At 47.6% G+C, this 21,234-nt stretch carries 23 protein-coding genes; 6 read left to right on the top strand and 17 right to left on the bottom strand.

Translation table 11 applies throughout. The features are described 5' to 3' along the window. Positions 1-11 precede the first annotated feature (11 nt). Complete coding sequence (locus CLOSYM_RS09325; RefSeq protein WP_024738845.1) at positions 12-476, bottom strand: hypothetical protein; 465 nt, start codon at positions 474-476, stop codon at positions 12-14. 284 nt (positions 477-760) lie between these two features. Between CLOSYM_RS09325 and CLOSYM_RS09320 the strand changes: the two genes are divergently transcribed. Further along, positions 761-1,537 (top strand): class I SAM-dependent methyltransferase, encoded by a 777-nt coding sequence (locus CLOSYM_RS09320; protein WP_021641930.1) that lies wholly within the window; start codon positions 761-763, stop codon positions 1,535-1,537. A gap of 151 nt (positions 1,538-1,688) precedes the next feature. Here CLOSYM_RS09320 and CLOSYM_RS09315 read toward each other — a convergent pair whose 3' ends face one another. The 15 genes from CLOSYM_RS09315 to CLOSYM_RS09245 all read right to left on the bottom strand — a co-directional run bounded on the left by CLOSYM_RS09315 (position 1,689) and on the right by CLOSYM_RS09245 (position 18,506). Continuing rightward, positions 1,689-2,846 carry an iron-containing alcohol dehydrogenase family protein gene (locus tag CLOSYM_RS09315; RefSeq protein ID WP_021641929.1) on the bottom strand — a complete coding sequence of 386 codons (1,158 nt, stop codon included), beginning with the start codon at positions 2,844-2,846 and terminating at the stop codon, positions 1,689-1,691. Positions 2,847-2,860: 14 nt separating this feature from the next. Further along, a complete protein-coding gene (locus CLOSYM_RS09310) occupies positions 2,861-3,985 on the bottom strand; it encodes an NAD(P)/FAD-dependent oxidoreductase (protein WP_021641928.1) in 1,125 nt (374 codons plus the stop codon). Next, positions 3,975-4,319, bottom strand: coding sequence for a (2Fe-2S)-binding protein (locus tag CLOSYM_RS09305; protein ID WP_021641927.1), 345 nt, complete (start codon positions 4,317-4,319; stop codon positions 3,975-3,977). The genes CLOSYM_RS09310 and CLOSYM_RS09305 overlap by 11 nt, the downstream gene beginning before the upstream one ends. 4 nt (positions 4,320-4,323) lie before the next feature. Beyond that, a complete protein-coding gene (locus CLOSYM_RS09300; protein WP_021641926.1) occupies positions 4,324-5,913 on the bottom strand; it encodes an FAD-dependent oxidoreductase in 1,590 nt (529 codons plus the stop codon). Positions 5,914-5,917: 4 nt separating this feature from the next. Beyond that, on the bottom strand, positions 5,918-6,232 hold the full coding sequence (locus CLOSYM_RS09295) for a (2Fe-2S)-binding protein (protein WP_021641925.1): 315 nt from the start codon (positions 6,230-6,232) through the stop codon (positions 5,918-5,920). Beyond that, the gene (locus CLOSYM_RS09290) at positions 6,229-7,629 is read right to left on the bottom strand and encodes a sodium/glutamate symporter (RefSeq protein WP_021641924.1); all 1,401 of its coding nucleotides are present in this window, start codon (positions 7,627-7,629) and stop codon (positions 6,229-6,231) included. The genes CLOSYM_RS09295 and CLOSYM_RS09290 overlap by 4 nt, the downstream gene beginning before the upstream one ends. Before the next feature lie 44 nt (positions 7,630-7,673). Next, a complete protein-coding gene (locus CLOSYM_RS09285; protein WP_021641923.1) occupies positions 7,674-9,035 on the bottom strand; it encodes a butyryl-CoA--acetate CoA-transferase in 1,362 nt (453 codons plus the stop codon). Beyond that, positions 9,028-10,272: a thiolase family protein gene (locus CLOSYM_RS09280; protein WP_242828660.1), complete on the bottom strand. Its 1,245-nt coding sequence runs from the start codon at positions 10,270-10,272 to the stop codon at positions 9,028-9,030. Before CLOSYM_RS09280 ends, CLOSYM_RS09285 begins: the two co-directional genes overlap by 8 nt. Beyond that, the gene (locus tag CLOSYM_RS09275) at positions 10,244-11,029 is read right to left on the bottom strand and encodes an enoyl-CoA hydratase/isomerase family protein (RefSeq protein ID WP_021641921.1); all 786 of its coding nucleotides are present in this window, start codon (positions 11,027-11,029) and stop codon (positions 10,244-10,246) included. Before CLOSYM_RS09275 ends, CLOSYM_RS09280 begins: the two co-directional genes overlap by 29 nt. 17 nt (positions 11,030-11,046) lie before the next feature. After that, positions 11,047-11,922: a 3-hydroxyacyl-CoA dehydrogenase family protein gene (locus CLOSYM_RS09270; protein ID WP_021641920.1), complete on the bottom strand. Its 876-nt coding sequence runs from the start codon at positions 11,920-11,922 to the stop codon at positions 11,047-11,049. Positions 11,923-12,045: 123 nt separating this feature from the next. Next, positions 12,046-13,233 (bottom strand): 2-hydroxyacyl-CoA dehydratase subunit D, encoded by a 1,188-nt coding sequence (locus CLOSYM_RS09265; RefSeq protein WP_021641919.1) that lies wholly within the window; start codon positions 13,231-13,233, stop codon positions 12,046-12,048. 1 nt (position 13,234) lies between these two features. Continuing rightward, positions 13,235-14,440, bottom strand: coding sequence for a 2-hydroxyacyl-CoA dehydratase subunit D (locus tag CLOSYM_RS09260; RefSeq protein WP_021641918.1), 1,206 nt, complete (start codon positions 14,438-14,440; stop codon positions 13,235-13,237). A gap of 345 nt (positions 14,441-14,785) precedes the next feature. Further along, complete coding sequence (locus CLOSYM_RS09255; RefSeq protein WP_021641917.1) at positions 14,786-16,513, bottom strand: sigma-54 interaction domain-containing protein; 1,728 nt, start codon at positions 16,511-16,513, stop codon at positions 14,786-14,788. Between the two features lie 1,330 nt (positions 16,514-17,843). Beyond that, positions 17,844-18,038, bottom strand: coding sequence for a hypothetical protein (locus CLOSYM_RS09250; protein ID WP_021641913.1), 195 nt, complete (start codon positions 18,036-18,038; stop codon positions 17,844-17,846). A 135-nt stretch (positions 18,039-18,173) separates the two neighbouring features. Further along, positions 18,174-18,506: a helix-turn-helix domain-containing protein gene (locus CLOSYM_RS09245; protein ID WP_044902302.1), complete on the bottom strand. Its 333-nt coding sequence runs from the start codon at positions 18,504-18,506 to the stop codon at positions 18,174-18,176. Positions 18,507-18,706: 200 nt separating this feature from the next. On the opposite strand from CLOSYM_RS09245, the gene CLOSYM_RS09240 reads away from it, so the two are divergent. The 4 genes from CLOSYM_RS09240 (at position 18,707) to CLOSYM_RS09230 (ending at position 20,518) form a co-directional block, all read left to right on the top strand. Beyond that, a complete protein-coding gene (locus CLOSYM_RS09240; RefSeq protein ID WP_021641911.1) occupies positions 18,707-19,090 on the top strand; it encodes a hypothetical protein in 384 nt (127 codons plus the stop codon). Continuing rightward, positions 19,083-19,394, top strand: a complete 312-nt coding sequence (locus tag CLOSYM_RS09235; protein ID WP_021641910.1) for a hypothetical protein — start codon at positions 19,083-19,085, stop codon at positions 19,392-19,394. The genes CLOSYM_RS09240 and CLOSYM_RS09235 overlap by 8 nt, the downstream gene beginning before the upstream one ends. A gap of 311 nt (positions 19,395-19,705) precedes the next feature. Continuing rightward, on the top strand, positions 19,706-19,885 hold the full coding sequence (locus tag CLOSYM_RS22785; protein WP_021641908.1) for a hypothetical protein: 180 nt from the start codon (positions 19,706-19,708) through the stop codon (positions 19,883-19,885). 438 nt (positions 19,886-20,323) lie between these two features. Beyond that, entirely contained in the window at positions 20,324-20,518 is a 195-nt protein-coding gene (locus CLOSYM_RS09230) for a hypothetical protein (RefSeq protein ID WP_044902301.1), read from the top strand. 73 nt (positions 20,519-20,591) lie between these two features. Here CLOSYM_RS09230 and CLOSYM_RS23645 read toward each other — a convergent pair whose 3' ends face one another. Next, entirely contained in the window at positions 20,592-20,717 is a 126-nt protein-coding gene (locus CLOSYM_RS23645) for a hypothetical protein (protein ID WP_021641906.1), read from the bottom strand. 154 nt (positions 20,718-20,871) lie between these two features. Here CLOSYM_RS23645 and CLOSYM_RS09225 point away from each other — a divergent pair, with 154 nt between their 5' ends. Then, on the top strand, positions 20,872-21,216 hold the full coding sequence (locus tag CLOSYM_RS09225; protein ID WP_044902300.1) for a hypothetical protein: 345 nt from the start codon (positions 20,872-20,874) through the stop codon (positions 21,214-21,216). Positions 21,217-21,234: the final 18 nt, after the last annotated feature.

Genomic DNA, 21,234 nt, shown 5'->3' with positions numbered 1-21,234 from the left:
CTCCGTTTCCATTACCACCCCGACAGCATTGTAAGTCTTATAAACGTAAATACCGGGGTTTTATCGTCTCCTTTATCTTCATTACCTTCTTTACCTTCTGCCCCGTTCACCCATGGAACCGGCTCTTCCAGTCCGGTCAGCTCCTCTTCTCCGGCAAATATGCGGTAAATCCCGTCCTCGAAGCACTGGAGCGCATTCTCGACCGCTTTTTCCGGATCCGCATCATTGCCGCCCCGAACACCGAACGAGACTTTGCCTGCCGAGGCCAGGCCGCTTATCTCCTCTTTCGTGAGATACCGCAGCACCTGCCCCTCATCTTTACGCTCGTTATATTCCGATACGGACAGCCGTACCAGAGCCGTCACAAGCTCCCGCACCGTGTCCGGTCTCTTTTCCAGTTCAAACGGAACCGGCAGCAAATCCTCCTTTTTTTGTTTCCCCACTCGTTTCATCTTTGCATAAATCGTAAACGCCATGTGCCACCTCCTGTTATGTAACAGTTCCGACAGCATGAACTGTTACCCTGTTATGCCTGTCTGATATCAGTTTAACTTGTACAGGAGCGGTTGGCAAGCCGGATTTTAGCCGGAATGCCGCCCCTTCATTTCATATGAGTATCCCGTGATTCACGCCGACGTAAGTAATAACTTGACAGGACTGCCCTCCTGGCTTACAGTGGAAATGACAGGGATAATCGCACCTACAAGTAAAACAGGAAACCCGCTGATAATCAGGTGCGCTTAAAGGAGTAATTATAATTATGAACTATCAGGATATTAATGCGAAAACAATTGACCGTTGGATAGAAGACGGCTGGGTGTGGGGCACCCCCATCTCACACGAAGAATATGAACACGCCTTACGCGGCGATTGGAGCGTAGTGCTGACCCCGAACAAAACGGTGCCTGCAGAGTGGTTCGGCCGCCTGCGGGGAAAAAAAGTTCTTGGTCTGGCAAGCGGAGGAGGCCAGCAGATGCCGCTCTTTGCCGCGGCGGGCGCAGACTGCACCGTGCTGGATTATTCACCGAAGCAGTTGGAAAGCGAGCGGATGGTGGCGGCCCGGGAAGGCTATGATATTCAAATCATCCGCGCAGATATGACAAAACCGCTGCCTTTTGAAGACGAAAGCTTTGATCTCATTTTCCACCCCGTTTCCAATTGCTATGTAGAGGAAGTGAAGCCAATCTTCAGGGAATGCTACCGGATTTTGAAAGACAAGGGCGTAATGCTCTCAGGTCTTGACACCGGAATCAACTATATTTTTGACGACGATGAAAAAATGCTGACAAACTCTCTGCCCTTCAATCCGTTAAAAAATGCTAACCATATGAAACAATTGGAAGATACGGACTGCGGGGTACAGTTCTCCCATACACTGGAGGATCAGATAGGAGGACAGCTGGAGGCCGGATTCCTCCTGACGCACATCCTGGAAGATACAAACGATGAAGGCAATCTGAAGGAGCATAATATTCCCAGCTTTATAATGACCAGGGCCGTGAAGTTAAAAGAGGTAGTGCCGTGCCGGGTGATTTGACGGGCTGTAACATAGTCTGCCAGCGCCGATTTCGGCGGGAGTGTAGGTGCCTGCGTTTAAGTAAGACCCGCGCGCTGAAGCGTGACCGCTAATGCAAAGGGGACGGAAACACTTCCGCCCTCTTTATTTTTCAGATATAATCTTCAAAATTCTAATATGCTTTTTCTAAAATATCAAGGATCTCCTTCTCGCTCAAAGGTACCGGATTCAGCGGCATAAGCCGGTATTCCATGCCCCCTTTCGCAATATCAGGAAACATCTCTCTCGTTACCTTAACTTCATGCAGTGCGGCCGGCAGCCCCAGCTCTTTAATCATCCGGTGGATGACATCCACGCAGCAGCGGGCTGCCTGATGGAGTGAAAGCTCCTCCGTCCGTTCTCCCAGCAGTGGTGCAATCTGTGCATAGCGCTCCATATTACCCGGCAGATTGGCTTCGCATACAAAGGGGAGAAGCAGAGCATTGCCGATTCCGTGGGACACATGGGCAATTCCGCCCATTGCCTGGGATATACCGTGCACTGCTCCCAGACCTCCGTTGACAAATGCTGCAGCCGCCATCAGACTCGCCAGCGCCATGGCGGAGCGTGCCTCCAGGCAATCCGGCCGGTATGTTGCAGTGCGGATATTCTGCCCTATCAAACGAATGGCGGCAAGGGCCAGCGCGTCGGACAAAGGTTCCGCGTTTTTGGAAACATACGCTTCAATTGCATGGGTCAACGCATCCATTCCGGTCGACGCAGTAATAACAGGAGGCATATCCATATGCAGAACAGGATCAATCACTGCAGCCAGAGGAATCAGCCATTCATGGGTTACGGACAGCTTAATTCCCCTCTCCGGATCCGATATTACACTGGATGCGGTCACCTCACTTCCGCTTCCGGCCGTCGTCGGGACGCAGACTAACGGAAGGGGGCGGTTTTCAATTGTGCGGCTTCCTCCAAACAGATAATCCCGGACCGAGCCTTCATTTGTACACAGCATACACATTGCCTTAGCGCTGTCGATAGCGCTGCCACCGCCCACTGCAACCGCCATCTGACAGCCGCTCGTCCTCATAACAGCCGCCGCTCTGTCCACTGCCTCCACCGGCGGTTCCGGTGACGTGTCATCGTAGACAATGGCTTGTATTCCATTTTTCTCAAGGCCTTCCGCGATGGCGGCAAAACCTTTTGTATTTCCGATCACCCGATCCGTAACCAGCATAACCTTGTCCGCGTTAAACCGGCGCGTAAGCTCCGATAAATCTTTGCTTACCCCTGCCCCAAAATAGATTTTAGCAGGCATATTGAATGTAAATGCTTTCATTGTGTACCTCCATCCTATTTTTTCGGGAGAAAACGGTTATATCTCAACTCTCTTAGATCCAGCACGCTTTTTCCGCCGGCAATCAGGTTCGCAAGCTCCATTCCGGCTGCCGGGGCAATGCCGAAACCATGTCCCGAAAAACCACAGGCAGCGTAAAGTCCCGGCACTTCCCCAATCGGACCGATAACCGGAATCCCATCGGCGCTTTCATCCTTCCATCCGGCCCAGGCACGTACCACCTTCATTTCCGAGAGCATCGGGAAATACCGCAGAACTCCACGGCAAATCACGGACGGCGACAGGCTGGTGGACATCGTCTCCTTCTGGAAATCATAATAATTTCCAAATCCTGCGTCCCCGCCGAAGACAAAGGAGCCATGCTTCGTCTGATGCCCGTAAAAATCTGAGGTCGCCACACCAAGCATTTCGTCAAACATATACGGCATCTCCTCCGTCACCAGGCTCTCCAACAGCTTTTTACGCATGGGAATATCAATTCCAACCGTATTGAGAATCGCCCGGCTCTCAAACCCGCTTGCGACAATTACCTGTTCCGCTCCGTATACATTACATTTTGTGACTACGCCTGAGATTCTTCCTCTCTCTTTCCTGAGCGAAACGACTTCTTCTCCCGTGATAAATCTGGCCCCCATTTCCCGGGCTTTTTTATAAAATCCGAGAGTCGTCAGAAGCGGATTGGCATGCCCGTCCGTCGGACACCAGCTGGAACCAATCACTTCATCGGAGATAAATGGATTCTTTTTTCTCGTCTCCTCCCCCGACAGCATGGTCATGGCAAGACCAAGGGACTGGCATTTTAGAGCCGTTTTTTCCAGAATCGTCATATGCTCAGATGTCTTCGCAAGCCGGAGATTCCCCTTCTGCCTGTATTCAATGTCAATTCCCAGTTCTTCGCTGAGTCCCGGCCAAATATTTTCGACTGCATACATCGCCATCGGAAGTTCCCTGGGATCTCTTGCAGACTGCCGGACTCCCCCCGCATTTCTGCTGGAACCGCCGTGTCCGATTTCCTTTTTCTCAAGAACAATCGGCTGAATGCCATGTTTACAGAGATAATAGGCCGCTGAGCAGCCGACCAGGCCGCTTCCGACTATTACCACTTGTGCATTATGCTTCATCTTTTCCCTCCTGTTCTATAATCTCATTGCCATATACTCCCATTTCCGTGGGCCTGACAGGGCTCCTTGCCGTATTCATTTGGAGATCGGACGGTTTTACCCCTAATTCCCTGGCTACGATAGACTGAACCAGCTTTCCGCAGGTCTGCCCCTGGCATAGTCCCATCCCTGTGCGCAGATACCTTCTGATTTCATTCAATGTGCGCATTCCATCATGAACAGCCTGACGGATCTCCCCTTTTGTAACTTCCTCACAACGGCAGACAATCACATCGTCGTCCGGCTGGGGAATCAGTTTCCCGATATCAATTGAACGGTCCATAATTGTTTCCATTCCGTTATCCCTCCTCAAATTCGATAAACCGCGCCGATCCTGCAAATTCCTTCGGTACCAGCATGGTAACCAGATTCGTGTGATCCATTGCTTTTACGCTCCTGACATCCGATACCACAGCCCGGCAGAGCCTGTCCCCGCTCCGGCTGAGCGCGGTTCCTGCCGCCCCTTTTTCTGGAAGAGGAAGAAATTCATAGGGTATCGTTATACTTGCATGGCTCTCATCATAGTCCTCATCTACCAGGAAAATTGCCTGCCCGGAACAATTTGCAACACACATTCCGCATCCCACACATTTTGCATCCTCCCTTATCTGCGGCAGGGACGTGATTGTCTCCCCTACCCTGATACAACCGAAACGGCAGGCATCCTGGCACGGATTACACGGGATATTCTGAGTGCATTCAATGACCGGATGCACTCCCGGCGTGTGGGAAACAGCGCAGGGGAATTCCTGAATCTCAGAGTCCTCCACATACCCCCTCGACAGAAGGCTGGCCGAAAGCCGGTATCCCTCATCCGTCTCTGTTAAATCTGTCCTGCCCTTATTTGCATGGCTGAACATGCCCTGTCGAAGCCGGCTGAGGGAACTGTTGGCTTCCAGAAACAATGCGCTCATCTCATCTTCTTCCAGATAACCGCTTCTCTCAGCCGCCGCCAGGCCGGCGATTCTGCCCTGTATCATTGCCGAACTGGCCTCTTCAATTCCGGCCACGTCTCCGGCGGCAAAGATTCCCGGGATGGAAGTCTCCCCGTATTCATTACAAACCGGAACCAGGCCGCCTTTTCTCGGATCGTCGGCTGTTTCACATCCTGCCATCCGCACAAGCTGGGACATAGGCGACAGGCCGACTGCGATACAAATCGTATCTGCCTCCAGATGCTTTTGGGTTCCCGGAACCGTCTGCCACTTGTCATCCACCTCCGCTATAACGGCGCCAGTCACGTGATCGCCGCCCTCTGCCTCCACAATCGTGTGGGAAAGATAGAACGGTACTCCCGTCCGGGTCAGTTTGGCCGCATGGACGCCGTATCCTCCGATTCGTTTGGCCGCATCTATCACTCCCACTACCTTACAGCCGGCCTGAAGCAGCTGGAAACTGACTACCAGGCCGACATTACCGGATCCCACCATAAGAATGCGTTCTCCAGGTTTTACTCCATGAAGGTTCATCATCGTTTGGGCCGCTCCGGCTCCGATTACGCCCGGCAGCGTCCAGCCGCGAAATGTCACCATATTCTCCGCGGCTCCCGCAGCAACGATAATATTGTCTCCCTTATAATGTACGAGCTGCCCATCCTGCATGACGCAGACTTCCTTTTCACGATAAAGGCCGATTACTGTGGCATTTAAAATCACCTCGACCCCCAGCTCTTTTGCCTGTACAAGCAGTTCCTCCCCTATGATAAATCCCCTTGTTTTTGCTTTATGTTCTTTTGAACCGAAAAACTTATGGATCTGTTTAAACAACTGGCCTCCCGGGCGGGAATTTTCATCAAATACGACCACCTGCATGTTCCTCTTTGCCGCCTCTATCGCGGCAGAGAGGCCGGCCGGTCCGGCCCCAACTATTATTAATTCATATCTCTTCATGTCCTCACTCCTCCGGTTTTGCCGAGACGCCGTACTGTGTCTGCACCTTCATTCCTTCTTTCAGCGGAGTCACACAGGTGCGGATATTCGGCTTTCCATCTACAATCATTACACAGTCCGTACACCTTCCAATTGCACAGAAAATCCCTCGCGGTTCATGCTGTTTGGATGTGTACCGATGGATTTGGATTCCGGCCGCCTTAAGCGCCATTGCAATAGGTTCCCCCTCATAACCGTTCATTTTCATGCCGTCAAGTTCAAATTCGACCATCCTCCCCTTTTCTATCCGGCCGATGATTGGATGCGTATCGATTCTCATAGCTGTTCCTCCTCTTCCCCGCTGTAATTAACAATCGCCTTTCTTTCCGACAGCGGAATTTTTATATACCACCATTTCATTACCATTGCGGCAATAATAAGGCCAAAGAACATTGCTGCAAATATCCCTATGAACAGCCAGTGCTGACCCCCCATCAGCATTGCCGGACCGGCCGCCCATACAAAGGTTTCCACCGGTGTAAGAAATGGTGTTGTAAATGCGGTATCGTTCAGCGTCTTAGACTCATTTTCCGGATCTACAATGCGAAGGAGTAAAAAGCCAATGGCGAATACGCCGGTTGCATAGCCGTATACGAATATAGAACGTTCAAACCAGCTGTCGCGGTTCATGGCCGGTCCCAGGATACGAAGTATAAACCAGACAATGAAAATGCCCAAAATCATCAGAACGAAAAGAGGGCCTGCGTATTTTACAATAATCGGTATCTTGATACTCGCTACTCCGAAAAACACCAGATAGTCGGTACATGTTCCACTGATGCGCGTATTCACCCGCTTATCAATATAACGGTAGACTCCTCTGTCCGTACGACCGCCTGCCACACAGAAGAAGAGCAGTGCCAGAATAAACGCACAGGCATAATTGGGAATATTGACGGCAAAATAGCTTTTTACCAGCTTGCTGCAAAGATAGCCGAGTCCTGTGGGAACCATCAGAATACTCAAATGCCAGCACAGGGGATCCAGGGCAATTGAGGAAACCGTATCCCTTCCCATCTCCTCCTGGTTTTCCCTGCTGACCATACCAGTCTTTAAGTCGCCACTCAGGTAAGCAAAGTTCTTTATGTACTGAGTATATCCCTTGGCCGTGGCCCATTTGATAAAGATCAGCCCGCCGAACACACCCGCCAGGATGCCTACCGTTGCCGAGGTCATAGCCAGATCCGGGGCATCGGCAAAGCCCAGCTCCGCCATTGTCGTTCCAACTGCTGCTGCGGTGCCGTGTCCTCCCAAAAACCCGGCTGCCAGGAGAAGCCCAAAGCCATAATTAATATCCGGCCATATTTTGGAGATGACCAGCACTCCCACCAGTGCGGGAAGCCACCACTGCAAAGCGCTCTGTGCCCCCTTATACAGGCCATATCCGACCACACGCTCCGCTTCCCTTTTCAGGACGCCCTTATTGATCTTAAATCCGTTAATACCGATTGCTGCAAATATTATAATCATCAGCACACTGGTATAAGACCCCATAGAATCGGAGAACGGCAAAATGTTCAAAAATTCCCTGCCAGCGAAAAGCCCCAGAAAACCGGCCATCAGGCTGGATGGAATAAAATATTTCTGGATAAGCGGTACCTTTGCGCGAAGGAGCTGTCCAACCAGTATTAAAAAGGATGCTAATGCAAAATCTGTTAAAACAGTGTAAACTGTCATATCTTATACCCCCTTAAATTTATCATTTGAATACAGTAACGTTATTATGCCAGAACCCTGCTGCTTGTTCTCCAGATACCCATACGTTTTGCCTCTTCCCTCAGTTCATCCCGGAAATCCGGATGGGCAATTGATATCAAAAGCTCTGCCCTCTCATAAGTCGTTTTTCCCTTCAGATTAACTGCCCCATACTCTGTCACCACATAGTGAACCGCACTTCTCGGCACTGACACGATACTCCCCTCCGGAAGCCTCGCCCTAATCAGCGATTCTCTCCTTCCGTCTTTTCCGGTCCGTACCGACGGCGTACATAAAAAGCTCTGCCCGCCCTTTGACTGAAAGGCTCCCAGCACATAATCAAGCTGTCCCCCCGTGCCTCCGATATGCTGCCAGCCGGATGACTCGGAATTCACCTGGCCAAACAGATCTACCTGCAGACAGCTGTTAATAGATACCATCTGATTGATACTTCCGATAACTCCTATATCATTGACATAGTCAACCGGCGCGGCGCATGTAATCGGGTTATTGTCGATAAAGTCAAATAATTCCTTGCTGCCGCTGGCAAAGGTATAAACCATCTTTCCTTTATCAATGTTTTTGCTGCCGGATATTTTACCCGCCTTGTAAAGCTTCAGGTATGCTTCCACAAACATCTCCGTATGGACGCTTAAATCATCCACCTTGGAATCGGCCAGCATGGCTCCTATCGTATTGGGAATTCCTCCTATCCCAAGCTGCAGCGTGCTTCCGCTTTTGATGTGGGGAACGATGTGTTCCGCAATTTTAAGTTCTTCCTCCGTTGCCGGCTTTGATTCCAAATAATTCAGCGGATAGCCTTTTCCTTCGACAACATAATCAATCTGACTCAGGTTAATAACATTCTGCATGCCGTGGTTTATCGGCATCTTCTCATTTACTTCCACGATTACGGTTTTCGCTTTTTCTAAGATTCCCCAATATTCCGCAATCTGCGGACCAAAATTAAAATTTCCGTATGCATCCATGGGAGCCGTCTGGAACATCGCCACATCGATCCCGCCGTCTACATTTTCCGCGTACAGCTTTGGATTTTCCCTGAACTGCACGGGTACAAACCAGCATACCCCCTCTTTATTTAATTTTCTGTCAAGCGTACTGAAATGAGTGTTGCAGTAATGAAAATGTTCTGCCCCAGGATCTGCCTGTATAATAGCGGGAATATATCCGTTTCCCCATATGGTGGCATAGACTGTGACATCGGAAAGCTCTCCGGCCCTCAGCGCAAGCGCCTGATCCAGTTCCCTTACGATCCCCCCAAAAAGCCCGTAATGCACACGATCCCCCGATCGTACGTTTTGCACCGCCTCCTCTGCCGTCACAAGCTTTTCCTGATAACGGCGTTTAAGCTCGCTCAATTTATACATGAGACCGCTCCTCCTGATCTTCTTTTTGCAATGCTTCGAGAACCATTGCCGTTCCCATACCTCCCCCGGCACAGATGGCCGCAAGCCCGTAACGCTTCCGTTCACGCAAAAGCTCATAAATCATAGATGTGATGATACGTGTGCCTGTGGCTCCCACAGGATGTCCCAGCGATATTCCGCTGCCGTTTACATTCGTAATTTCACGGTTCAGGTTTAATGCCTTTTCACAGGCCAGATACTGGGCGGCAAATGCTTCGTTAATCTCGACCCGCTCCATGTCTTCCAATCTCAGTCCTGCTTTTTTAAGCGCCTTATTGACAGCCTCCACAGGACCGATTCCCATTATATCCGGCTCGACCCCCACCGTTGCCGTTGAGATGATACGGGCCAAAATGGGAAGGCCAAGTTCTCTGGCCTTTTCTTCCGACGCCAGAATCACGCCGGAGGAGGCATCATTCATCCCGGAGGCGTTGCCGGCCGTCACGGTTCCATCCTCTTTGAAGGAAGCGGAAAGCTTAGACAGTGCCTCTAGGGAAGCATCCTTTCTGGGATACTCATCCCGTTCCACCAGCACCGTTTTTTTCCTGCTCTTCACCTCAATCGGAACCGTCTCCTCCTTAAATTTCCCCTCATCCACTGCCCTGCACGCTCTTTGCTGGCTGAGCAGCGCCAGCTCATCCTGCTCTTTTCGGCTTATCTGATACCGCTCGGCAAGATTTTCTGCCGTAATTCCCATGGCCGGCCCAATGCCAAGATTCGTGAGCGAATCCCACATGGAATCCCGAATTTCAAAATTCCCCAGTTTTTTCTCCCAGCGGACTCCTTCCACTGTGTGCGGGGCGTTACTCATCACTTCGGTGCCTCCGGCCAGAATAAAGTCTGCTTCTCCGGCCAGGATCTGGTAAAATCCCAACTGTACCGATGACACCGAGGAGGTACAGTTTCTGTGAACCGTGATCCCCGGTACTGTAACCGGAAGTCCGGCTTTCACTGCAGCTACCCTCGCCAGATTATTCTCCCTGTATGTTTTCTGGTAGTTGCATCCCCAGATTACATCATCAATCCGCCCTGCATCCAGACGGCTCCTTTTAATCAGTTCCTGCATCACAGGTATTGTCAGATCCAGTGCTCCCAGATTCTTAAAAGCTCCTCCGAACGCACCTATAGGCGTCCTGCATGCCGCTGTAATTACTACGCTTCTCATTTCCTCAGCTCCCTTCACTTTTTCCGGCTTCAAACTCCGGTCTCCTCTTTTCGATAAATGCGTGCATCCCCTCCTTTTGATCATATGTGCCAAACAGGGCGGACCAATTTTGTCGCTCATTTCCCGAAGCTCTTCTGCGATCCGGCTCCTGCAGGCTGCCATCGATTGATCTTTTAGCCGCACGCAGGGCGGAACCGGAACCGGCGCTCAACTTCCCGGCCAGAGTTTCCACAGCTTCCTCAAAGCTATCCGGACTTACAACGCTGTTCACAAGACCAATATTGCCGGCTTCCCTGGCAGTGATTTTTTCGCCCATATAAATCAGTTCTTTTGCTTTAGCCTCCCCGATAATCCTCGGCAGGCGGACCGTGCCTCCGGCTCCCGGCATAATGCCAAGTGTAATTTCAGGTAAACCAAGCACTGCATCTTCACTGGCAATCCGCAAGTCACAGGCCAGTGCCAGCTCCAGTCCTCCGCCCAGGGCGTAACCCTCGATCGCCGCTACCGTGGGAATCGGGATTTCAGCCAGTTTGTCAAATGTAGGGCTGAATGAAAACTTTTCCGCTTCCGCCTGCGTTAAATCCGCCATTTCCCGTATGTCCGCTCCTGACGCAAAGTTTTTCCGGCTCCTGATTACCAATACACTGATACTCCCGCATGAAGCAATCTCCTCTAGCGCTTCATCCAGTTCATCCACCACCTGTCTTGACAGCGCGTTATACGCCTTGGGACGCTCGAGTGACAAATACGCAATCCGTTCCTTTACCGCAAGCCTGACAAAACTTCCCATCTACAATAACCCTCCCTTCACAAACGTCTGCTGCCATCTTCATACCGGTAAAAACCTTTCCCGGTTTTCCTGCCGTATTCTCCTATTGCAAAATGCTCCACAATGGCCGCCGACGGCTTATCGGCAAGCTCACCCGTCATCCGGTAATGTTCCATCAGTACGTGATATTCGAGATCAATTCCTGTCATATCCAGAAGCTCCAGGGGGCCAAGCGGGTGGTTCAGACCTTTTTTTACAGCCGTATCTATATCCTCCGCCGATGCTACATCCTGATCCAGCAGATAGCAGGCCTCCTTAGTGATCGCGCTGAATATCCTGTTTACCACAAATCCGTAGATTTCTTTTTTCACCAAAACCGGTGTTTTATTAATGGAGGCGGCAAATTCCATCAGCGTATCAACCGTCTCATCCGATACATGAGGCCCCCGTACAATCTCCACAAGCTGCATCACAAGGGCCGGATTGAAAAAATGAAAATTGGCCACCTTTTCCGGTCTTTTAACCGAATCTGCAAACAGGGAGCTTACAATATAGGAACTGTTACTCGCGTAAATGGTATGCTCCGGTGTGTATTGGTCTGTCTCGCTCAAAACTTGTCTTTTAACGGCCAGAATATCAGGAACAGCCTCTATCACAAGATCTGTACCCGCAGCCGTTTTTTCCAGGCTGTCGGTAAATACAAGGCGCCCCTGCGCTTTGACCGCTTCCTCCTTGTCCATCTTTCCTTTTTTTATCCTGGAAGTGAACCAGTCCCTTGTAAATGTCTCTGCTTTTCTAATCATATCCTGATTCAAATCATAATTTGTAACCCGATATCCGCACAGAGCGCTTTGTATGGCAATCTGGTTCCCCATTGTGCCGCATCCGAGTACGGCCACATTTTTAATCTTCATTTAAACCTCCCCTGATCTGCCGGAAGATGTAACAGTTCAGACAGCATGAACTGTTACGGCATCCGGCTGATAAAATTGCTGTGCGATGAGCCGGATGCTTGCTTCCACTACATTTTCGCACGGTCAGCGCAGCAAATGCGCAGACCTGTCTGAACCGTTACCTAAAGATGCATTTGTATTGCGTAATACCTCCACAAATCCTTCCATTCTGGTACTAATACTTTCCGCCTGACTCATCGACTGCTCCAATTCTATATAAAGGTATGGAATTCCCGCCTGATCCAGCTCTTTCCTGTAAACAGGAAAATCAAATTCCTCCGGTTCACAGAATTTCATCATGACAATCAAAACGCCGGCTGCCCCAGTCTGGCGCACCATTTCAATCAGGTGTTTCCCCCTGCTCTTTCCCTGTTCGCAGAGAAACGGATCTCCCCTCTGGTCTAAGAACCTCCTGGCCATCCTCTGCAATACAGTTCCCTCTCTGCTTCCCTGTACACGGAAAATTCTGGATTCCTGTGCCAAATCGTCCGCTGCTATACAGAGCCGGTTGGCATCCAGCATATTTAACAGCGCATCCGGCTCCAGCATCAGCCCGGTCACCACAACCCGTACCGGATTCGAATCCCGGCTCCCTTTCCTCTTTTTCAGTTCTTCATTAATACCATTCAGAATTTCGGTATATTCCGGTTTGTCCATAAAATAATATGATTTCAATATCTTATGTCTTGTCTTTGCACTGATCAAATCCGGATGGGATGCGGCCAGACCGGTGAATTCTCTCATGACCGAACGGCATCTCTCAAACCGGTCAAAGCTCTCCACCAGGGATTCCTCCGTGATACCTCGGCCCGCCAACTGCTCCAGCTTCTCTTTTATTCTTATAAACTCATCCTCCAGATACGCAGCAGCAGCGGCGCTCCCAACATTCTGAGGATAAACCATAGGGAAAACAGGAATATTGGGGATTCCTGCCTTCCAGTTCTCGGCAACACATTTCAGTGTGTCACAGAATGTGGGAATCAGCACGCCCGACAGCATATCATAAACTCCGTCCAGCGCCTGGGACATGTTTGCTCTCATTACGGAGCAGCAAAACGGCTGGAGATATTGTCCCGACCGGGGTGACACTCCCGGACCGCCCCACATTCCAACCGGCAAAAATCCGGCTGCATCCACCAGCTCATCCGGCGTGTAGAGCGGAAAACATCCCACTGCCCTCTTCCCTGTCTTTTCCATCGCTCTTAAGACGGTTTCCCGCGGATGATCGGCTGCCCGGCACAAAAATCCAATTTCCTGTTGGGGCTTATCCATTTCACGCACCTGCCTTTCTTTTCTCCTCCACTGTCTCAGCCAGAGACTGTATCCTCGTTTCAAACTGAGCAAGCGAAAACGCCCTCGGATCGGTCTGATCTCCATCAAAGATAACCGACGTGGCATTAGTCCGCTCCACTACCCGGCGTATCACTTCGTACTGCCTGAAATCCATCAGCTTGCAGCTTCGGTTTGAATGAAAAATCAGGCCGTCAACTGAAAACTCTTTCACCAGATCCGACAGATTATCTACTCCGTAGTCCAGGTTCCGGTTGACATAATTAGAACTGTATGCCCTCGCCATCCCGTCCAAATCACCTGCTTCATACAGAATTGTCCATGAGTCCGGATAGGTGGAAGCCACTAGATTAATGCCATACTTTTTAAGTGTTTTATATGTGGCGGACAGATACGGCCAGCAGGCGATGCCATCCCAAAGGATTCTAATCTTCTCCTCCTGATCCTTCCACGGCCCCAATCCGGCAGCTTTTCGTTCCTCCAGCTCTCTGACCCACAGTTTAAAAAGCTCCAGCCCCTCTTTACGCCCCCGCATGCAGACAATCACCGCCATATAGTTAAAGAGGTCAAACCCATTTAAAGGAGACGGTTTGGCCCGGGCCATCAGCGAAGCTTTTTTCCACCACCCGGCTGTCTCGGAAGAAATCTTCATAATTTCATGAAATTTTTCGTAATCGAAGGACCTTTTTGTCAGCTTTTCCAGCTGTTTGATTGCATCAGAGAGCTGGCCTCTGATGTAACGGACATTTTGTTCTGTCACTTCATACTCATGGTTGAACGGAAGATCAATTAAAATCATGGGAATATTCAGTTCTTTGGCTATATTTTCATACCATTTCAACACAGTATTGCAAATATTATTGCAGCAGAAGATCAGATCCGGAAGCGGTATATTGCCGGCCGGGCTTTCCAGAACCTCCATATATCCCAGGTTCACCCGGGCGTAGGAACAAATATCTGTCGAGTACCCATTGGATTCTGAGTGTTCGAGCAGTTCAAGCGCACACTTTCTTGCCCCGATTGCTGCTGCATGATTTTCCGGATAGACCACAGCTATGTCCATGGTTTCTAAAAGCTCCTGCGGTGATATGGATGTTGCCCAGGCCACAAGCTTTCCCTGCTGCTTCGCTTCTATTGCATTTTGATAATGCTGGTCTAAAAGCTGATTCAGCATTTCTTTTGATGTCATACCGTAAACTCCTTTCCCTTTTTGGATTTATTAAAAGCAACTTCCGTGCCAGACAATTCATTTCTATCCTGAAAGTATCTATTTCTGATTAAAAAATATTTAAATTAAGATTTATTGTAATTTTTATCGTTTATAAATGCGTTGATTTTATAATTTAACCCGTTATAAAGCTGTTTTTATGCCTGAATAAAGCAAAAAAATGATGCCGTTCTGCATCTTTGATGCATATTTGCATAAAGATGCCGGACGGCATATAAATAAATTGGGCTCCAATAAGAACGGCGCAAAATTTGCTGCGCTGCCTGATTAGAGCCAATGGTATCGATAACGCTGGTTATATCCATTTTATAATTGATATTTTTTGAGCTTACGGACCACGGTGGATTGATTCACCTTTAAATGTTCTGCAATCTGACGGGTAGTATGAAACTTTTCTTTTGCCTCCCTGAGAAGCTCCCTTTCTACCTCTTCCACCGCCTCCTCCAGAGTTCTTCCTTCATATTGATTACCAAGCTTCTGTTTCCGCCCAATCCAGGGGATATCCCTGACATTCAGATATTCTCCGTCCGACAGCACAAACATGTTCTCAATTACATTTTTAAGTTCCCGTATATTGCCGGGCCAGGAGTATTTCTCAAATTCCCTGATAACCGGATAAGTCATTTTTTTGTTTTCACCATACTGTCTGTTATAATAGTGGACGAATTTCAGACATAAAAGCGGTATCTCATCCTTTCGTTCCCGAAGTGACGGGATGCGGATATTTACCACATTGAGACGGTAGTAGAGATCTTCGCGGAAACTCCCGTTTTTCACCATGGCAGGCAGATCCTGATTGGTCGCGGCAATAATTCTTACATTCAATGGTATCAGCTTTGTTCCCCCCAGACGCATAATCTCGCGGTTTTCCAGCGCCCTCAGCAGCTTAACCTGAAGACTTTGCGGAATTTCAGCCACCTCATCCAAAAATAGTACGCCTCCCTCCGCCTGTTCGAATAATCCCTTTTTTCCGCATTTCAAGGCACCCGTAAATGCGCCGTTCTCATAACCAAACAACTCAGACTCCAACAGGTTTTCCGGTACGGCGCCGCAGTTGACTGCGACATACGGTTTGGAGGCCCGAAGACCGTTTTTGTGAATGAATTTAGCCACCTCGTCCTTTCCTACGCCGGACTCCCCGGTAAGAAGAACGTTTGTATTAAAATTCCCCAGTTTTTTTGCAAGACGGAAGACCTGCTGCATTTCCGGATTGACGATGACGACGTCATCCGGGGTCTCCCCTCGTTCCTCCTGCAGCTTCAGTCGCTGCATATAGATTTCTTCCATCTTTTTTGCTGACTCCAGCTTTTCACTGAGGGCATAAAGCTCTGATATATCCCGGGAATTTACAACAATCTTTTTTATATTTTTCTGTTCATCAAAGATGGGGGTACCCGTCACAATAATGGATTTTCCATTCCTGGTCATGTGTCTGAGCGATATGGTCTCCTTCTTCTCCTGTACCATACCCACTACCGACTGTTTCATCCATACGGGATTGACCAGCTTGAGTATATTTCTTCCCAGAAGCTCTTTTCGCGTAATGCCGGTATTATGCACATATCCCTGGTTAACCAGCTCCACGTTACCCGCCGCATCTGTAACTAAAATACCGTCAAAGGATGCCTCTATGATCTCCTGCAGATCCTGTAGCACTTGTTTTTTTGCATACTCTTCCAATTCATTCTGTGCCAGCTTTGGCTCAAGCAGAAGCAGTATCAGATAGGCAGGCACGTCTTTTTCCTCCCCGCCTCCCCATCTGGTTACAGTGACAAGGATTTGCCGTCCCTGTATTTCATAATAAAACGATTTTTCGCTGTCCGGTTCCTCCGGAAGTGTAAACGTCTGTCCAAGAAAATGCCTGACCGAGCGATGCTCAATTGCATCATCACCCGCAGACAGAATTTTTTTAGCATATTCATTGTAGTAGATAATATGATAATCCTGATCAATCAGGATTGTCCCCGTTGAAACCTCAGTCTCAGTCTCTGAAGATTTGCTCAATTCACGGCTGTCACCTGGTTTTATTTTCATGTAATTCCTTTCCTGAATACATCCATCCGTATTCACTTATGTAAAAAAGGCCGTTTTATCACCCTATCGGTTTATTATACCATGTTCCCTGCGTTCACACGAGTCTCCGACGGAAATCAGCCCGGATTACTGCGGTAAACGCAGAAACTGTTTACGGTTTCTGTGCGGTATAATGCACGCTATGCGGTCATTATATCATCTTCGATTCGTACTGGAAATTAAAATATATTAAAATTGCTGTGATATGGATACACATTAATTTATCTCCAACGGCTGAGGAATTTATTTTATATTGTAAATTAATCCAGTCAAAGTGTCCTCAAAACTACTGCAAAAAAAGCACTGCCCCCACAGCTCTCAGTCTGCAAAATCAGTACTTATCAACGCGCCTTCAGTCTCATTCGTGGATGCCAGCTCCGGTGGCTGCATAAATTTTGAGATGCAGTTTCCCTTGACATTTTTTTTCGTTTGGTATAATATGATCATAGCTAGAAGGTTATTAAATGCATGTTAACACAAGTGAACCCCCAGGAGGCCAGTCCTGAGGGTTCTTTTTTGGCTAACTGTCGTGCTTATTTCGGTCTAGCCATTTGCATATGTAGTAGCCAGCTACACTTGCCGCGATCGAAACTAAAAAGGTTATTAAATCTTGCATGTTAACACCTCCCTTCTGCTGGGAGTGCCGACAGCAATTTTATTATACTTTTATCTTTCTGTTATGTCTATTAAATTTAATGTATCTCACGCTTCGCCGCATTCGTCTCCGGCCGGGAACCGCTGCATAAAAAATTGAGATACAAAATAAGGCTCCGGAACCCCCGGGGCCTTTCTCACGCAAAAAAAAGCACCGACCCCACAGCTCTCAGTCTGCAAAATCAGTACTTATCAGTGCGCCTTCAGGGACTCGAACCCTGGACAAATAGATTAAGAGTCTACATCACTACGCATGATTTTTGTATCTCATTTTTGAGAGCCGGAGCTGGCGGCTGCAGAAATTATGAGATACAATTATTCTTGACAAATTTGTTTATATGATATAAGATCAAGATAGCCAAAAAGTTTGCTATAAAAATGTGTCACAAAAGCGAAGCCCTAAGGAGTGCGATTCCTTAGGGCTTCTTTTGGCTAACTGTTGTCTTTATTTCGGTTTAGCCATTTGCAAATATAAAAGCCAATTATACTTGCCATAACCGAAATTAAAAAGTCTGCTATGTAATTCAAATGTGTCACCTCCTTCCTACTGTGGAAGGAACAACAGCACTTTTATTATACTTCTATCTTTCGGCTATGTCTATTAAATTTAATGTATCTCAAATAGCCGGCCGGATGCCTAGCTGCGGCCGGTTTCAATATCTAAGTTACCATCACTCGGGAGTTTTAATTTTCCAGTCATAAACAATGAAATAATAGAAATAATTATTGCAATTATAATAAATATTGGCATTATGTTATGTTTCTTATGGATTTTTGGGTTTTCCTGTCTCCAATATTCATTCCAGGCTTTTTGGCCTTCTGTTTCTTTCATTGCCTTTTATCCTTTTCTTTCATCGTTTTTAATCATTTTTATATCTCAAGTAGCTGGCTGGATGTTGGGTAACGGCCAACGTTTTGAAATAGGTATCTAATATCTGGCAAATATTTCTATCATTTACCATTTTTTTTAACCAGTTCTGGAAGCTGATGATCTTTCCTGTTCCGTCTCACTTACATCTAACAGCTTACGTGCTGCCTCCTGCATAGCCGGATTAGCCTTACGGTATGCTTTAATAAGTGCTTTTTCCTCTGTGGTTAATTCTTGCGTTTTTATGTTGAAGATCTCATCTGCTGATAATCCTAAATATATGACTATTGCTATAGCTTTATCCAGCGCTGGCATCTTTCCATCTTTCCAATTACTAAATGTTTGTTGGCTCATTCCTAAGTCTTTACAGAGTTTATAGGCTGATATTTTCTGTTTTTCCATTTCTTTAAGTATTATAGTGATAAAGTTCATCAAATATCCTCCCATATTTATGATTATTATTCTTGACCACTCATCTTTTTAGTAGTATAATTTAACTAAGAGATAGACAAGTAGACTCAGTTATTAATATAACATTTTACCATACTGTCACCTCTATTGTAAATCTTTAATGTCTCAATGTAAAACGGTGTGTGATTGGCTCTTATACCAGTCATAGATGGGAGGAAAGCATGGCAAGGGGATTTGTAACAAAAGCAAACGTAAAGCAAATTATTAAGTATTCATGGGGCATTGGTAAGCCTATCCATTGGCAGTTTGAATATGTCGGAAAAGATGTAATCTATTTATCCTACATAGCAATCGAGGGTTTTGACTGTATCATGGAAATTCGGCCTACTATTGTCGGTGGAATCGTAACATGTCAGTTGTATTATATTTTGGAAAATGTTTTAATACCTAACTTAAATCATAATGGTGATGTTAAACGTGCTGTTTGGTATCGTTCTTCTTCATCTGCTATGATGCATTCAGTTTATCGATATGCTGGTTGCGCTTATGGCGATTTAATGTCTTCTCCGGCATTTGCCGAGGCATTAGGAGGCGTCAATGTATAAGCAGCCGAAGAACGTTTCTAAGTCCATCCGCCTGACAGAGGACTTATACAAGTACATTGATAATTATTGTGGAGATGGCTTTAACGAGAAATTTGAAAATGTGATCCTTGATGCAAGGCACAGTGAGAATAAGCGGCTGATACGCCTTGAGATGCTCCAGAAGGACTATGACAGGCTTGAAGCCCGGTATAAGGAATTACAACAGTCTTTTGCAGAATTGAAGAGTATACACCGCAATGCAGTGAATGTACACCGAATGCTCTATGAACTTTCCGGTGAATGCAGCGCATTTCTTGATAAATAGAGGTTACTGTAGCTATTTTCTGGTGTGCTGGCAGCCATTTAGACGTAATCCGTATAATAGCGGGTTGCATCCGGGCCGATGTCAGAATCACACCAACAGAGCTGATAATTATATACCGATGGCGCGTAGTACAAGCGGCATCATGCAGTAACAAATGGCTAAAATACCTGATACGCCGAGTACCAGTTCAATTAGCCAAAACAAGATATTCCATATCTTGTCCATGGCTCTCCCCCCTTTCTATTTTGTTTTGTGGTGATTCTATTATAGCAGGTTTGGGAGAGCCATTCAATCTAACGGGAGGAATCATTATGTCGATATTGTTATGTGCAGCTGGTTGCCTGTCCCTTTGGTATTTTACCATGAAGCTGCTCCGGCGGTTCTCTGGCTGTGAAGTTTACTATGAAATAAAGCGGTTTTGTATGGTTTTGATGCTGATTGCGCTTTTTATCGAGTATCTATCCATTTTTTGTTACTGGCGGCTTCTGTGACTGGATACGGGCGTCCAGCCGCAGAGGGGGCCGCGCTCGCCGCTTGAGGGGTTGGGTTTTTCTCCTTCTATTTTGCCAATCCCCCGGCGTTTGCGAGAACCTTGGCGTAAGTCAAGGGGAACGTGGAATACCGAAGCGCAGCGAGGATATGCCGCGAAAGCCCCTTGATTTACACAATCCCCCATAAGCTGCCCCGGTAAGGGGCAAGACAATGGATTGCCCCTTCTGCCAAACGGCGAGCGCGGCCCCTTTAGGGGCTTGGGGTTCAATCCGGGTCCAGGGGCTGGTCCCTGGTCGGGGGCGTGGGGGTGAAGTCCCCGCATTACTTCCGGCCGCGGTAATCGTTCGGATTTGTATCTCAAAATCGAGTCCGGATGTTTGGCTGCAGCTGAGCTTTTGAGATACATTCTTGGTAAAATGAAGCGTTGGGGGTGTTATATGAAAAAATATGATATATTGCTGCAAGAAGTTAAAGAATTACAGGCTTGTTTGGATTTGCGCACTTCAATAGAAAATGAAGCAATTCAGTTAATTTCAGAGTGCCGTTTTAAAGAAGCGCAGATACTTCTGGCTCTTGAAAAGGCTCCTATACCGCCTATAAGGTTACTGCGGTTTTGCTTTTTGGTGTGCTGACAGCTTTTGAATCGGGTCCGTATAACAGCGGACAAAGTTCCAGCTGACGTCAGGCAGACTAAAGCAAGGCTGATTATATAAACCGAGTACTGATGATGTGTAAAATAGCAGTCATCATGCAGTAACAAGCGGCTATGCGGATCGCAACTCCTATTGCGATTTCCATCAGCCCGAACAGGATATTTAATATCTTGTTCACGGCTCCTCTCCTTTCTATGATTTTTCGTTGCTGATTACATTATAGCAGTTCAGGGGAGCCGATTCAATTGCAATCCTCCTTGCAGGGTTGATATATCACAAAATTATACGCATCGGCTCTTATGTCGGTGCCAGTAAGAAAGAGAGGTTATATTATGAAACAGCAAATTATTTTACTTTATGCAGGGCAGTATCAGATTGTGGAAGAAAAAACAGGTGAGATTAAATCAGGTGTTACAATGAACTACTATTTCAACGTTGATTTAGTAGCTGAAGACAACACAAATGGATCAAAAGGCACCCGGCCAGCGAAAAGCTCCGCTGATTATGACCTGATGAACAAAGTTGTAAAGGCTCCTGGCCTGTATGATGCAGAGTTTTCGATGAATATCGGCTCCGATGGCAAGCCAGTACTCAAAATCTGTGATCTGGATTTTATCTCTGAGATTGTGATGCAGCCTGTAACTCTTCCGGCTGCAAGTGATAAGAAAGCCTGCTAATAAAAAGTCAAGCACTTT

The organism is [Clostridium] symbiosum ATCC 14940, from assembly GCF_000466485.1.
Classification (GTDB): Bacteria; Bacillota; Clostridia; order Lachnospirales; family Lachnospiraceae; genus Otoolea; species Otoolea symbiosa.
Note: the sequence above shows the minus strand (reverse complement) of the source record. Positions and strands in the feature narration are given on the sequence as shown.